We start from the raw sequence: 15844 nt of genomic DNA on the forward strand, positions 1-15844 counted from the left end.
CACTTTTCATTTGGAACCCTCCAAGCTTATTTCTAATCTTTCCGAAAAAAGCCTACTACATTGGTCGTCTCTACAATGTTTACAAAGGCCTTCGGATCGACTTCCTGTATGATATGTTCAAGGTCATACAGCTCATATCGTGTAATAACCATCATCATCATCTCTTTTTCTTCACCCGTAAATGCCCCTTTAGCCGGCAGCATTGTAATACCGCGTACCAACTTTGCATGAATAGCATTCTTCAATTCCACAGATTTCTTCGTAATGATAAATACAGTCAGCTTTTCATGCCGGGTATGGATTGCATCAACTACACGGGTAGATGCATATAATGCTACAAGGGTATACAACGATTTCTCTGCTCCATACAAATAACCAGCACATAAGATGATCGCTCCGTTCATAGCAAACAAATATGTACCGATTGGTTTATCCTTCACCCTAGACAGAAGCATGGCTACAATATCCATCCCCCCGGTGGATGCACCGAATTTCAAAGTAAAACCGACACCCACAGCACCGATAACCCCGCCAAAGACAGCATTCAGGATGATATCTGGGGATAATTCCTTAACAGGAAGGATTTCCAAAAATAACGTTAATAGTGCGACACTCAAAAAGCTATATAAAGTAAAGGACTTCCCGACCTTTTTCCAAGCAATAACCGTAATGGGGACGTTTAAAAGAAATAATAGCACCCCTGTCGATATGGAAAAAGGAGCATGAAAGTAATCAAGCATCCCCGATATTAACTGCGCCAATCCTGCGAATCCACTTGCATACACATTGGCGGGGATCAAGAAAAAATTCAGAGCAATCGCATTTAAGAATGCCCCAATGATGACAATAATGATTTTTTTTGCTTCAGCTACATACAACTTTGGATTCCCTCCATTAAACCAATTATTATTTACCCACTGTTTACCACTATACTCTTTTTTTGAAAATCAAAACACCCTATTTCCCTATTATTATCCCCAATGATAAACTATATAGTGAAATCATAGAAATTATATAAGAAGGTGATATTGTGAGTATACATATTATAGCCGATAGTGCTTGTGATTTGCCTCTATCATATTTTACTGAACACGATGTTACTTTTTTCCCTCTTAATGTCCAATTGGACGGAAAAGACTATCAGGATGGACTAACTATCGAGAGCAAAACAGTATATGATGCAATGAGAAATGGCAAAGCGCCGAAAACATCCCAGGTTTCCCCCGAGTTATTCCTGGAAAAATTTTCTGAATTCGCCCAAAAGAAAGAATCCGGTATTTACATCGCATTCTCATCCGGCCTTTCAGGGACCTATCAAACAGCTGTCATGATTAGAGACCAGGTCAAAGAAGAGTATCCCGACCTTGACTTGGAGATCGTAGACACTAAATGCGCTTCACTTGGTTATGGTTTAGTTGTTGAAAAAGCAGTGGAACTGGCAAAGGCCGGCGCAACTAAACAAGAACTGATGGAAGACATTCTTTTCAACAGCGAACATATGGAGCACCTGTTCACTGTCGGAAATCTCGAATATCTTGCACGCGGAGGAAGAATCTCCAGAACGTCCGCCTTTGTAGGGGGATTATTGAATATTCGTCCGCTATTGCATGTAGACGACGGAAAGCTAATACCTCTCGAAAAAATACGCGGTAAAAAGAAGCTGGTCCATCGTACGTTGGAAATGATGAGAGAGAGAGGCGTCAATTTAGATAAGCAAAAGATCGGCATCAGCCATGGAGATGATATGGACAGCGCTTTGGAATGGAAGAAAGCCATCCAAGAAGAATTCGGAACTACTTCATTCCAAATTGAAATGGTTGGGGCAACTGTAGGTGCCCATTCAGGGCCTGGCACAATCGCCATCTTCTTTCTAAACAAGGAAAGAAACAAGTGATAGATCTGACTAGAGTGCGTTCTGTAGAACGCACTTTTTGTATGGACAAATTTTGGCAAGCTTTAAATGGATGTTTATTTTCCTCTTGAGAATGGTAAATCAAGAACATAACACTTATATACACGTTCGATATATGGCTTTAGTGCGCACTAAGACGATATTCGATGATAATGATATGAAAGAAAAGGGAGTTGCTTTATTCAATGAGCGAAAAAAATCCAATACCAAATACGTTACAGCAAAACCGGCAACCAGGCATTCAATCTGAAATGGATCCCCAACCAGAGGTGGTTCGCCCCAATTATAAAGGAAGTGGAAAATTAAAAGGAAAAACAGCCCTTATTACTGGAGGCGACAGCGGCATCGGCCGTTCAGTGGCCGTCTATTTCGCAAAAGAAGGCGCAGATATCTTTTTCCTATACTTGGATGAAGAAAATGACGCCAAGGAAACCAAAAATCTGGTTGAAAAAGAAGGCGTTTCTTGCAGTTGCCTTGCAGGCGACGTAGGGGATGAAAAGTTCTGCCAAAAAGCAGTCGATGAAGTGATTAATAAATACGGAAAGCTGGACATACTTGTAAATAATGCCGGTGAACAGCATGTACAAAAATCTTTCCTTGATATTACATCCGAACAAATGGAAAAAACATTCCGCACCAACTTTTTCGGGTATTTCTATATGGCCAAGGCTGCCCTTCCACATATGAAGAATGGCGCTGCCATCATTAATACGACGTCCGTGACAGCCTATGAAGGCCATCCTGAGTTAATTGACTATTCATCCACAAAAGGAGCCATTGTTTCTTTCACAAGAGCTCTTTCCAATAATATTGCCGGCGAAGGAATCCGCGTAAACGCTGTAGCTCCAGGCCCAATCTGGACACCGCTTATTCCTTCAACATTCCCTGCCGAACAAGTGAAACAGCACGGCGGCAATACACCGATTGGAAGAAGAGGGCAGCCATCTGAATTAGGTGCAGCCTACGTGTATTTAGCCAGCGACGATTCATCCTATGTCAGCGGACAAGTAATCCATATTAACGGAGGACAAGTCGTCAACGGTTGACCATTCCCCAATTGCTTATTGCATAAAAAAACGGCCCATTTATGAACTGAACCCCAATTGTTAGACTCAACAATTGGAGGTGCAGTTCATTTACAGGCCGTTTTTTATATCATTGTTGGTTCGGCCGAGCAGACCATGCAGGACTCTCTTTCGACTAAACGAAATGGCAAAATGATCCGCTTTTTTGGTTCCTTTGGATTTTCAATATGCTGGATAAGACTTTTAGCGGCCTGATAACCTAAATCATAAATGCCAATGTCTACTGAAGTAAGCGGCGGATTAGCCAATTCAGCGAATAAAACGTTATTGAAGCTGACAATGCTCATCTCCTCAGGTACAGAAATATGGCGTTCCTTCAATACATTCAAGACACCCATTGCCACTAGATCATCGGTCACGATCAATGCAGTAGGCGGCTCCACCAACTGAAGAAGGGCTGCCACTGCTTGTTTGCCTCCCATTTCAAGAAACTCGCTTTCAACCTCCATATCCGTCGAGTAATCAACTCCCGCTTCTTCCAATGCTTTCCGGTAACCTAGCTTTCTATCCAATGTAACTACATATTGAGGGTCCCCTCCGATAAAACCGATCCTTTGGTGCCCTTTCCCTAAAAGATACTCTGTTGCTTCTTTGGCCGCGCGGAAATTATTATTATCGACATGTGTAATTTCCTCGCCTCCATCGTAGGGCTTTCCAATGATGACAAATGGAAAATTGCGCTCTTTCAAATAACAGATGATCGGGTCATCGATTTTCGAATAGAGCAAAATAATGCCATCCACCCTCCTTCCCTGAACCATCTCAACAACTGCCTGCAGGTTTTCCTCATCCGTTTTTCCTGTATTCATCTGAATAGAATAGCATTTCTCATGGGCGGCTTCTCCCAGTCCCCTTAAAACGGTCGAAAAAAATGGATTTTGAAAATATATGTCGGTCGATGCCGGCAATACCAAACCGATCACTTGAGTAGACTGGTTCGCTAAGCTGCGGGCGATAAAATTAGGGTGATATCCTAGTTCTTTCATCGCCTCTCTTACACGCTCTTTCGTACTTTGACTGATTTTAGCATGATCAGCGATCACTCTTGAAACAGTGGAAGGAGCAACGTTTGCCAGTTTTGCAACATCCTTAATTGTAATAGTCATATGGCCTTCCCCACTTTCGTTAAGCATTTTAGATGAATGAACCCCTTCGTAATGTGGGCCACTACCCCTTTAACTGCTATATTAATATCATTTATAAGAATAACTTCTCTTCTATTATAAAACGTATGAAAGCGGTTGACTAATATTAAATAGAAAATTCAATTAATTTTATTTTCGGCATATGATGTTTGGTTTAACGTTTTATCACTTGCCATACAGTTTAATTTAAGCAACAAATAGAAAAAAGGCCATGGAACTCGCCTTATTAAAATCATGTCCATTCCATTTTTCTTTTGCATTTTTACACTATATTAGTCTAATAGACCACTTGTTTTTTCTATCCTTTTATTTTTTGGCTTTCTCCAATAATGTTTTGGCCGGTCCGTATGAAGGTTTTTTTAGAATTTGCAGCAAAACAGGAATAGCCAATTGATGCTCATCCTTTTCTATTAATGACTCTGCAAATTTGACTGCAACCACATCATTGTCCGGCTTTAAAGAAATGAACCCCTTTATCATAAAGCTCCAGGGAGTTCTCGTTCACATTATTCTTTTTTTCGAATCAATGCAAATCTATGTTTTTACACTTGATGACCATGGTGGTTCCAGAAGCGAACACCACTTCATGACGTAGGCTACTATCGTTCAAGAGAATGATCTCATCGACCATCCAATCATCCAGGCCTCTTAACATAGATGTTCCTGGTCCGTAAGATCGTAATCAAAATGAAACGCGGTGACATTCTCCCATAAAATCTTATATATTCCGTTGCTATGATTAATGAACGCCTCCATTCTGACAGTGTTTTTCGTTTGACACTTATACAAACGAGAAAGCCGGCCATCATGGAACGAATCATTTAAGAAAAAACGCATGGCCGATTTCGTTAACAGGCCTTTGGCCTTTGATAATAGATTGAGATAGCCTTCATTATCATTATTCATGTCTGTAAAGTATTTCATCTTCTGTTTAATTCTTCTCTCCTCAATCCTCTTTTTCGGTCTTTTATTTTGGCTACAATAGAGGAAGGGCCGCCTCTCATCTGGCAGCCCTTTCCATTACGTTACATTTTTCACTTTATATACACTCTTGCTTCATAAGGTTTTAATGTACCATCTGTGCCTGTATAACCGGTCTTTTCATTATGCAACAGAAGCTCTGCACTTGAATCAATCCATTCATTAACAGCGCATTGAATCGGCTGGGCACTGAAGTTACAGATAACCCACGCCACAGATTGATCCGTTGTCCGTTTATAGGCAAATAGAGAAGGGTCTTCAGGAAGGAGCAGCTCAAAGTCTCCGTAAATAAATACATCATGCTCTTTTCGCAAAGAAATCATCTTTTTGTAAAAATGATAGATAGAATCTTCATCTTGTTGTTGCCTTGCTACATTGATTTCCGTATAATTCGGATTCACCTTCATCCATGGAACCGAACTTGTAAACCCTGCGTTCGCTCCATTATTCCATTGCATAGGAGTCCTTGAATTATCACGGCCGCTTTGCCAGATAATTTTCATGATATCCTTAGGATCTCTTCCTTTGGCTGTTTCGGTTGCATAGAGATTTTTCATACCTATATCATCGTAGTCATCGATGGTTGGAAAAGAGACATTCGTCATCCCTATTTCCTGTCCTTGATATATAAATGGAGTGCCTTGCATAAAGAAGTAGCAGGCTGCCAGCATTTTCGCGCTTTCATTCCAATATGAACGATCATCGCCCCATACTGAAACACTGCGGGGCTGGTCATGGTTTTCAAAGAAGAGTGCATTCCAGCCTTTGTTGTGAAGGGATGTCTGCCATTTCTTGAGCACCTTTTTCAAAGAACGCACATCCACTTCTTTTTTCGCTTCTTTTCCCCATAAGCCAAGGTGTTCAAATTGGAAAATCATATTGAAGGCTCCATTCTTTTCTCCTACCCACTGGTCTGCCTGCTCTATTTTTACTCCATTGGCTTCACCGACTGTCATGACATCATACTTGTTGAACGTCCGTTCCTTCATTTCCTGAAGAAAAGAGTGGATTCCTTCCTGATTCGTATGCATATCGAATGCCGGCACATATGGAAGGTTACCTGGGTTAGGCATATCAGGCAACCCTGGGCGTTTCTTTATATGGCTGATTGCATCTACTCTAAATCCATCGATCCCTTTAGCCAGCCACCAGTTGATCATGTTGTACAGCGCTTCTCTCACTTGAGGGTTCTCCCAATTTAAATCCGGTTGCTTCTCGGCAAATAAATGTAAATAATACTCTTTTGTTTTTTCGTCCCATTTCCAGGCGCTTCCTGAAAAAATGCTTTCCCAATTGTTCGGTTCGGCTGCATTTTTAGCTTGTCTCCAAATATACCAATCTCTTTTTGGTGAATCAACGGAATCCTTCGATTCGATGAACCATGGATGCTCATCGCTCGTATGGTTGATGACGAGATCCAAAATAATTTTCATGCCGCGGGAATGGCTCTCCTTCAATAGCTCATCAAAATCCTCCATGGTCCCGAAATCAGGCATAATGTTGTGATAATCGCTGATATCATAACCATTGTCAGCATTAGGAGAAGCATAAAATGGGCAAATCCACAATACGTCAATTCCAAGTTCCTGCAAATAATCAAGCTTTGAAATAATTCCCTTCAAATCCCCGATGCCGTCTCCATTGCTATCCATGAAGCTTCTAGGATATATTTGATAACAGACTGCTTCCTTCCACCATCTTTTTTCCATCTATAAATCCTCCGATTATTTGTTTAACAAGCACACAACAATGGAAGCTCGGAACATATCAACGCAAACAGGCTATTAAGCTTAGGAAGGCCGGGTGCTATTTATCGTTTGCGCTTGGAACGCTTCATGATAATTAAAATAAAGATGGCAAAAACGATCCAAACGGAGAGAATCGCTCCGATGAATCCCTTATTTATACCGGTTTTATCTGCTAGCGCATAAATTTCAGATTCCTCGCGATTGATAATGATTGTATATTTCCCGTCTTTTTCCCGCACTAAATCTCCTGCCAAAAGACCCCTGAGCTCCATATGGTCAGCAAGGTCCTTACTGCTCAACGTTACGTTTTGCGTTTTAGACGTATTATTGATAGCCGTTATAATCACTTCGTTCTTATAAGCTCTTTTATAGACTGCCATTCCATCTTTTTCATACAGAACGTCAAATGATCCTCTTGTTAAAGCAGGTAGCTCTTGTCTCAATTTTCCGACTTTTGTTGCGTGGTCTATTATTTCTTTTTCTGCTTTAAATCCCATGAATCTAGCATTATCAGGATAGGACCCGCCATCCAATGCTATTTCCGAACCATACATGATAACAGGTATCCCGGGAACCGTATATAAGTATGTCAGTGCAAGATTCCACCTGGTCCCTGGGTTGCGGTTCTCGTTTACAATGTCCCGGGTGAACCTATTTGTGAACAAGTTATCAACCAGATTTCCTGTCCGTCCAGGATGCTCCAGTCCAGGCTGTAAAGATTCTATATTGGCAAGCGCTTCTTTAGAACTCCTGTCAGAGGTAGCAAACGCTTTACGTACAGGCTCCATGCCGTCAACATTCAACGTACCATCGAAACCGGCCTGTTCATAGGCCTTTGCCTTTTCCACATCATTATCAGGATCAAGCCCAATCATAAAGAAATTTTTCTTCTCTTTTTTTACTTCTGTATTAAAATCCTGCCACATGCTTATTGGCGCTTCATTGATAAAAGGAATGTAATATCCGTCGATATCGGTTTTCTTAATCCACCATTTAGCAGCATCCACTATGTATGCGTGGACATCAGGCTGGGATTGATCCAAGCGCGGCAATCCGTTAAGCGCTTTCGTATTGAAGCTGCTTCCTTCCAGCTTTCTGGGATTGGGCTGAAACCACTCTTTTTTTGCCGGATCCTTCACCCATTCATTGCTGCTCCCTACCGAAAAGGTCGGAAACTCAATTATGACGCGGATTTGTCGTTTGTGTGCTTCGCGGACTAACTGTTTAAACTCTTTCAGACTTCCATAATGCTCCTCGGTTTTATAGAAATCCTTAACATTGTATCCTGCAAACCCCTTTGCCTCATTATCAAAAATCGGCGATAGTGATATCGTTGTAAATCCCAGATCCTTTATGTAATCCAGTTTTTTCTGTATTCCCTCGAAATCTCCGCCATTAAAGGCAGTGGCTTCTCTGACATCTACCCCTTTATTATTCTCTGTGTTTGCATCATTAAAACGATCAATCACAATATGGTATACCGTTTCATCCTCCCAAAGACGGTTTTCCTTTTCCAATGCATGGGCCGGCATGCCATAGAAAAAGAAGAACGGGACAAGCAATACTATCAGTAATTTCTTGTTCACCTTCTAAGATCCCCCTATCACTTATCTTCTACGCTTTTAAGATTATCTCTTTCAACTGTCAACGTCAAACAGTAAATCTATTTATTGTATGAAAAGGATAGGTTTGGAAATTAAAGCTGTTGTTCTTTTGTGCAATCGATTGCATTTAGACGTAGAATCTATCAGAACAAATACATTTTCAAGAAGTTTTAAACTCTACTTTATTCTTTTTAAATAAATGAAATCGATTGCATTTATAATAGTATAATAAATGCAAATTCACTTTCAAGTTATTTCAACCTTAACAACCAGATTGCCAGAATTACCATTGCAATGTCCCATTAACCATACTAATATGAAATAACATGTGTTTGTGAACAAATCACAATCATGGGCTTTACCAACTACCCAAGGAGAACACATCCAACGATGAAAAATACGAAACAAATGACATTATTTGCTTTAACATGGCCGCTATTTGTTGAACTATTCCTCCACATGCTTATGGGGAATGCAGATACTTTAATGCTCAGCCTTTACTCTGACAATTCAGTAGCAGCCGTTGGCGTGGCCAATCAAATACTTGCACTGGTTATTGTCATGTTTGGATTTATAGCAACCGGGACAGCTATTTTGGTCGCCCAAAACCTTGGGGCGAAAAACCCGCTTGCTGCAGCTGAAGTGTCTGTTATTTCAATGGTCACAAATTTTGCTTTTGGTTTTATATTGAGCATTGCGGTATTCTTATCGAGCAAACAGCTGCTTCTGCTTATGGATATACCTGGCGAACTGATGGATGAGTCGCATTCATATCTCAGCATTGTAGGCGGATTATCGTTCATCCAAGCACTGATTATGACTGCAGGCGCTATCCTGCGCAGCTATGGTTTTACCAAAGATGCTATGTACGTTACGATAGGCATGAACGCACTTAATATTATCGGCAATTATTTATTCATTTTCGGCCCTTTTGGAATTCCGGTCCTAGGTGTAGAAGGGGTCGCTATTTCCACCAGTATCAGCCGTGTGTTGGGCCTTGCAGCCATCCTGATTCTACTAGTCAAGCGAGTCCCTCACAAACTTGATTTTTTCGGGATATTCCGTATGCCTATCCAACATGTAAAAAACCTGTTGGCAATCGGAATTCCTTCAGCCGGTGAACAACTTTCCTATAACGGCTCCCAAATGATGGTGACCTATTTTATTGCTATGATTGGAACAGAAGCGTTGACCACAAGAGTATACGCATCCAACCTAATGATGTTTATTTATCTATTTGCTATAGCAATCAGCCAAGGAACCCAAATATTGGTAGGCCATCAAATCGGTGCGCGAAAATATGATGAGGCCTATAGCCGTTGCTTAAAAAGTTTAAGGATGGCCATTTTGATATCATTTCTGTGCGCACTTGCATTCTCGGTCTTCAGCAAACCATTGTTGTCCATTTTTACTTCCAACCAAAGTATAATCGTAGCCGGCAGCTTGCTCATTTGGCTAACAATCATACTTGAACCCGGAAGAGCGTTTAACATCGTCATCATCAACTCTTTGCGTGCAACCGGAGATGTGAAATATCCGGTTGTAGTCGGAATCCTCTCCATGTGGGGAGTCAGCGTCTCTTTATCTTATTTTCTGGGTATCCAACTGGGTTGGGGATTATTCGGGGTCTGGATAGCCTTCATAGCAGATGAATGGCTTCGTGGCATTCTGATGCTCAGAAGATGGCGATCGAAGGTTTGGATGGACAAAAGCTTTGTCTCTGAAGAAATCCTCCCAAAAAGCAAAGCTTCATAAACGCCACAGGCTGGCTGTATTACTAGAATGACCAACTTTATAGGCCAATCATTTCTTATTAAGATATCCATAAAGCGAAACAATCCGAACGGATGTGACATACTACTAAGAATGTCACATCCGTTCGGATTTTTCTTTAACTGAAACACGATTGTCACGATCTTTATCTTTTCCCCTCTCACTTTAAACAAATATGGTACGATTGGCATAGAAGTATATGATTACTCTTGGGAGGAATTCACGTTTGGAAATCTATCAAGCTTCAATCCGCGATCTGGACAGCATCGCGCCACTTTTCAATGATTATCGGATTTTTTATGGCCAGCCTTCTGATTTGCCGGCAGCACGCTCGTTTATGAAGGAACGATTGACTAACAAGGATTCCATAGTCTACACAGTGAAGCTAGAAGGAGAACATGCCGGTTTCGTGCAATTATATCCTTCCTTTTCTTCCGTATCAATGAAACGTCTATGGATTCTGAATGACCTCTATGTCTCGGAAGCTTTCCGAAGAAAAGGGGTTGCAGAACGTTTGATCAATGAAGCGATTAAACTCGCCCGTTCAACTGAAGCAAAGGAACTTTCGCTGGAAACTGCCTGTACAAATAGCCAAGCCCAAAGACTGTATGAAAAGATTGGATTCATCAAAGACGATGAACATGTATATTATTCCTTGCCCATCTGATCAAAAAGGGCCGTTCCCTGAATGGGAACTGCCCTTCAAGGCCTATATATCTTTCAATTGCACATTATACTGTTCAAACCACATATCCAGTTGTACCAAATGCGCAAGCAATTGCGGACCGGACATCAATTGGCCATACCAAGGGGTCTGGAAAGAGGATCCTTTTGATTCTATTAATGTCTGAAGCTGTTCTTTTTCAAAGAATTCATGCAGTGCACTATGTTTATTGGCTACTCTCTCTTGCAGCAAAGCCGTCACTTTATCTGTATAAATAGGATGATGTGTTTTAGGATATGGACTTTTCTTCCGGTATAGGACTTCTTCAGGCAAAATACCTTCCATCGCCTTCCGAAGAATCCCTTTTTCCCGATTGCCTGCCATTTTCATTTCCCATGGGATATTCCAGACATATTCAACCAAATGATGGTCAGCAAAAGGAACGCGCACTTCCAAGGATGCCCCCATGCTCATCCTGTCTTTCCTCTCTAGTAGATTAATCATGAAATAGTGGAGATTGCTATAAAATAATTGCCTTCTTCCAGCCTCCACCTGGTTCTCCCCAGTCAGCAAGGGTGTTTCCTCCAAAATCTGCCGGTACTTAGCTTCTGTGTATTCCTCTATCTTCAATGAACTGCGCCATTTATCCTTTAGGAATAAAGACCTCTCCTTGCTTGAACGAATCCAAGGAAACTGGCGGTTTTGCACAGGAGGATCTTGGAACCATGGATACCCTCCGAATATTTCATCCGCGCATTCCCCTGACAAACTGACCGTAAAGTCTCTTTTTACTTGTTCACAAAACCACAAGAGAGATGAATCAATATCGGCCATACCAGGTAAATCCTTGGCAATCATCGATTGATGCAACCCATCTGCCAATAATTCCTGAGAGATGACACAGCGATGATGCTCAGTCGATTTCGATGCCGACACCATATCAATCCATGGTGCGTCATCACTTGGCTGAAAATGGTTTCCCTTATAATAAAGGGCATTATCCTCATAATCGATGGAATACGTATGCAATGGTCCTTGGTTGGTCTTTTTATAATGGTCAGCAGCTATTGCCGTAATCACACTCGAGTCAATTCCGCCTGATAGAAAAGTACAAAGAGGAACATCCGATACCAATTGGCGGATAATCGCATCTTCAACTAAAAATCGCACTTTTTCCGCAGTTTGTTCCATATTTTCTGTATGCTCTCCGCTCTTAACATTCCAATACCGCCACATCTTCAATCCTTGGCGGGATAACCGTAGGGCATGCGCCGGACGGACTTCCTTTATCCCATGGAACACACCTGTTCCTGGAGAATGCGATGGCCCCAGCCCGAATAATTCGCATAATCCCTCTCTGTCCACTTCAGCCCTGACTTCTTTATGAGCCAGAATGGCTTTCATTTCAGATGCAAATAAGAGCCCTTTTTTATGTTCTTTATAAAAAAGCGGTTTGACCCCTAATCTGTCGCGTGCCATGAATAATTGCTCCTGTTCATGGTCCCATATGGCAAAAGCAAAGATTCCATTCAGATGATCCACAACATTTTCTTTCCACTCAATATAAGAAGTTAGCAGAACTTCTGTGTCAGAATGACCTTTAAAAGAATATCCTTTTAATAACAAGTCTTTTCTCACATCTTCTGTATTGTACAATTCACCGTTATAACAAATCGTATAACGTTCCTCTCCATGAGCAATCGTCATCGGCTGTTTGCCGCCATCAGGGTCGACTACAGTCAACCGCTTATGCGAAAAGCACGCATGGCGGCTGCTCCACACATCACTTTCATCCGGACCGCGCTGCTGGAGTGTATCACCCATGGCTATTACTGTGGATACTTCCTGAAATAAATATTGTGAAAAATCTACCCAACCAGTGATTCCACACATATTTTGACCACCCTTTCCCATCTGCCTTGTTATTTAGGTCACTGGCTATGTTTCTGCACTTCCTGTTTATATGTATTCAGAAATTGCAGAAAGATTAACAGCATCATTTTTAATTTATTTTAGACGTGTAATAGCCTATGCAGAAGGGAAAGATGTGTTAATGTCCAAACGAAACTCTTTGGCATAACTAGCTTCACTAAGCACTATCGGGAAGGCGGCTTAACAAGTGGTATTTGCCAGCTGCAGCAAATTTTTCTTTTTCCCGGGAAGTTAAGAATGGTCATGTATGGCAATATCCGCCTATTTTATATACGGACAAAAAGTAGGTGAATTTATTATCAACAGTCGGAGGGTACAAAATGAATAAGCAACAAAGAACAGAGCTTATAAAACATCAATCGAGATCCTTTACGGCAGGTATCGTTGAATTTATAAATGATCAATGGATTTTTTTTAGTGATGAAACAGATGAAGCCTATCCGCTTGAGGAGTTTCTTCACTATGAAATAGAGGTATTCAGGGGGAATCGCTGGAAGAAAGGCGTCCTGACAGATATGGCGGTGGTCAATATTAAGAAAGAGCTCGTTTTCTTGAACCACCAGGAAAAAGTAAGGATGAAAAAACAACTGCTTTATTCATTCGAGCGGCTTTTAGAAGAAATCAATGATGATTCTTTTTTCCAATTTATCATGACGCTAAATTCAATGTCTTTTTCCATTTATGACTGTATTTACGGCTACAATCAATTAACATTCATCCGAGACAGGGCAAACTGCAGCGGAGTCAATTTCTTTACATTCGACAATGGGCAATGTGTCTGTTCCGTCCAGCATCATTTTGTTTATTCCACTAAGGAACACGACCGCTTTGAATTCACTCAAAATACCGGAAAACGAATTGTCATTGAAAAATTCACCCCTAATCCATAATGCTCTTAATAAAGGAATCAGCGGCAGCCACTGATTCCTTTTACATTCCTTGTCCTCCTGCAAGCCAATACGCTCTTCCCTTACAGCGATTGGAGGAAGCTTTTCTCAAATTCCTCTGATTGAAGGGGCTTATCGATGTAATAACCTTGTGCGTAATGGCAATCCATCTCCTTCAACAATTGAAGTTGGTCTGCTGTCTCGACCCCCTCGGCAATGATCTGGAGCGAGAGCCCTTTTCCCATCATAATGATGGCTTCCACGATGGCAAGATCACTAGTCCCTTCCTTCAATTGTTGGATAAATGTCTGATCGATCTTTAAATAATCAATCGGCAGGTTTTTTAAATAACTTAACGAAGAATAGCCAGTTCCAAAATCATCAATAGAAACCTTCACGCCCATCTTCTGTAATTGCTCCATAATGGATACACTGAACGACAAATTTTCCACCATGATATTTTCAGTCAGCTCAAGATGGAGATTTGAGGCTTTCATTCCCGTTTCCGAAAGAATATTTTTGACAATCGAAGCGAAATGGGGTTGCTGCAACTGATGGGGTGAAACATTGACTGAAATAGCCAAATCCCCTAATCCCTTCTCGCTCCACTTTTTATTTTGCCGGCAGGCAGTCTTTAATACCCAATTTCCGATTTCGTCAATCAGGCCTGTTTCTTCTGCAAGAGGAATGAAATCTGCCGGGGAAATAAATCCCTCCTCGGGGCTATTCCACCTAATCAGCGCCTCACTTCCGTATAAATGCCCTGAGTGTACGTCGATCAAAGGCTGATAGCATAAGAAAAACTCATCATTGGCTAAGGCTTTCCGCAGATTGCTCTCTCTCTTCAAGCGTTCCTTCGCATCTTCATTCATTTCATTGCTATAAAACATATGTGTGTTGCCGCCTAAATTTTTGACCCGGTTCAATGCAATGTCAGCATTCTTCATCAATGTCTGTTCCGTTGAGCCATCCTCGGGGAACATGCTGATGCCGATTGATGCCGATACGAAGAATTCCTGGCCTTCATATTGAATCGGCTTACATATAACCCGGTTCAATTGCCTGATTACCTTATGGATTTCTTTCATCGACACATGCTTAGTCAGCAGCAGGGAAAACTTATCTCCTGCAAATCGGCCAAGGTAAGCTCCCGGTGGAAGAATCCCATTTATCCTCATGCTGATTTCCTTAAGGATAATGTCCCCTGCATAATGGCCCAAACTGTCATTGATTAATTTAAATCTGTCAATATCAATTAGCAGTACACCCATATCCCAGTTTTTTTTGCGATTGCGGCTAATCGCGTCCACGAGGATATTCGAAAACATAAGCCGGTTCGGCAAATCTGTCATACTGTCATAATAAGACAATTGCGACAGCTGGTCACCCACCTTTTTCTGCTCGGTAATATTCTTGCCGATGCCGAATAAGCCAATCGCTTTATTGTTAACCATGATTGGTACTTCTTTCACATAAAAAAACTGTTTATGCCCTTTTTTATTTTCAACATCAAACTGATAGGTTCTTATTTTCCCTTCTCTTGCTTCATCCATTCGCCTTTTTGCATTAGACCTTTCGGAAGGAGGCATAAAATCGAACGAGATGCTCCCTATTACTTCGTTTCTGGTACCACCGAAATTGTCCAGAAATGCTTCATTAACTTCAATGACTTTCCCATCCATCCCCAATGTATAAACAAAGTCCAGGCTATTGTGGAACAATGTAGCAAATTTTTGCTTAACCACCTCAGCCTGTATATCCTCTTCCATTTTGTCCAGCGCATATTGAAAAGCTACCGGCTCTTCGCTCTCCATTAAAGTAAATGAGAGAACAATCGCCCCAGCTTCCGGCATGTTTTCGCTATTTGTTTGTCCAACAGTGCAATCGTAGATAATAGATTTAGGAATGGATTCATCGCAAACATTTAGAATGGATTGAATGCATTTCCGGTCTTCATTTACTGCAAACAGATGGACAATAACGAGGGGATAATCATTTAACCGTTCTTTTTTGATGTACGTTACTAAGTCCTGGATCCCGGAAAAAATATGGGTCAGATGTTCACTCATGATTATCACCACTTATTTTATCAATAGTTTTATGCTATTAATAA

12 protein-coding genes are annotated in these 15844 nt (G+C 41.2%); 5 read left to right on the forward strand and 7 right to left on the reverse strand.

Annotated features, from left to right (window positions below):
• Positions 1-32: 32 nt before the first annotated feature.
• On the reverse strand, positions 33-878 hold the full coding sequence (locus ABC357_RS14365; RefSeq protein WP_412888177.1) for a YitT family protein: 846 nt from the start codon (positions 876-878) through the stop codon (positions 33-35).
• A gap of 152 nt (positions 879-1030) precedes the next feature.
• Between ABC357_RS14365 and ABC357_RS14370 the strand changes: the two genes are divergently transcribed.
• Positions 1031-1894, forward strand: coding sequence for a DegV family protein (locus ABC357_RS14370; RefSeq protein WP_412888178.1), 864 nt, complete (start codon positions 1031-1033; stop codon positions 1892-1894).
• Between the two features lie 203 nt (positions 1895-2097).
• Entirely contained in the window at positions 2098-2958 is an 861-nt protein-coding gene (locus ABC357_RS14375; RefSeq protein ID WP_412888179.1) for an SDR family oxidoreductase, read from the forward strand.
• Positions 2959-3062: 104 nt separating this feature from the next.
• On the opposite strand, the gene ABC357_RS14380 is transcribed toward ABC357_RS14375, so the two are convergent.
• From ABC357_RS14380 to ABC357_RS14395, 4 genes are all read right to left on the reverse strand, one after another.
• Positions 3063-4103, reverse strand: a complete 1041-nt coding sequence (locus tag ABC357_RS14380) for a LacI family DNA-binding transcriptional regulator (protein ID WP_412888180.1) — start codon at positions 4101-4103, stop codon at positions 3063-3065.
• A gap of 345 nt (positions 4104-4448) precedes the next feature.
• Entirely contained in the window at positions 4449-4622 is a 174-nt protein-coding gene (locus ABC357_RS14385) for a hypothetical protein (RefSeq protein ID WP_412888181.1), read from the reverse strand.
• 554 nt (positions 4623-5176) lie between these two features.
• On the reverse strand, positions 5177-6832 hold the full coding sequence (locus tag ABC357_RS14390; RefSeq protein ID WP_412888182.1) for a glycoside hydrolase family 13 protein: 1656 nt from the start codon (positions 6830-6832) through the stop codon (positions 5177-5179).
• A gap of 101 nt (positions 6833-6933) precedes the next feature.
• A complete protein-coding gene (locus ABC357_RS14395) occupies positions 6934-8457 on the reverse strand; it encodes an alpha-amylase family glycosyl hydrolase (RefSeq protein ID WP_412888183.1) in 1524 nt (507 codons plus the stop codon).
• A gap of 408 nt (positions 8458-8865) precedes the next feature.
• On the opposite strand from ABC357_RS14395, the gene ABC357_RS14400 reads away from it, so the two are divergent.
• Both ABC357_RS14400 and ABC357_RS14405 read left to right on the forward strand, forming a co-directional pair.
• Entirely contained in the window at positions 8866-10230 is a 1365-nt protein-coding gene (locus ABC357_RS14400; RefSeq protein WP_412888184.1) for an MATE family efflux transporter, read from the forward strand.
• Positions 10231-10474: 244 nt separating this feature from the next.
• Entirely contained in the window at positions 10475-10915 is a 441-nt protein-coding gene (locus ABC357_RS14405) for a GNAT family N-acetyltransferase (RefSeq protein WP_412888185.1), read from the forward strand.
• A gap of 42 nt (positions 10916-10957) precedes the next feature.
• Here ABC357_RS14405 and asnB read toward each other — a convergent pair whose 3' ends face one another.
• Complete coding sequence (gene asnB, locus ABC357_RS14410; protein WP_412888186.1) at positions 10958-12805, reverse strand: asparagine synthase (glutamine-hydrolyzing); 1848 nt, start codon at positions 12803-12805, stop codon at positions 10958-10960.
• Positions 12806-13164: 359 nt separating this feature from the next.
• On the opposite strand from asnB, the gene ABC357_RS14415 reads away from it, so the two are divergent.
• Complete coding sequence (locus ABC357_RS14415) at positions 13165-13734, forward strand: DUF2777 family protein (protein WP_412888187.1); 570 nt, start codon at positions 13165-13167, stop codon at positions 13732-13734.
• Positions 13735-13814: 80 nt separating this feature from the next.
• Here the strand turns inward: ABC357_RS14415 and ABC357_RS14420 are convergent, their stop codons facing one another.
• Positions 13815-15800, reverse strand: a complete 1986-nt coding sequence (locus tag ABC357_RS14420; RefSeq protein ID WP_412888188.1) for a putative bifunctional diguanylate cyclase/phosphodiesterase — start codon at positions 15798-15800, stop codon at positions 13815-13817.
• Between the last annotated feature and the right edge of the window lie 44 nt (positions 15801-15844).

This window comes from Bacillus kalamii (genome assembly GCF_047238185.1).
In the GTDB taxonomy this organism is placed as follows: domain Bacteria; phylum Bacillota; class Bacilli; order Bacillales; family DSM-1321; genus Bacillus_AD.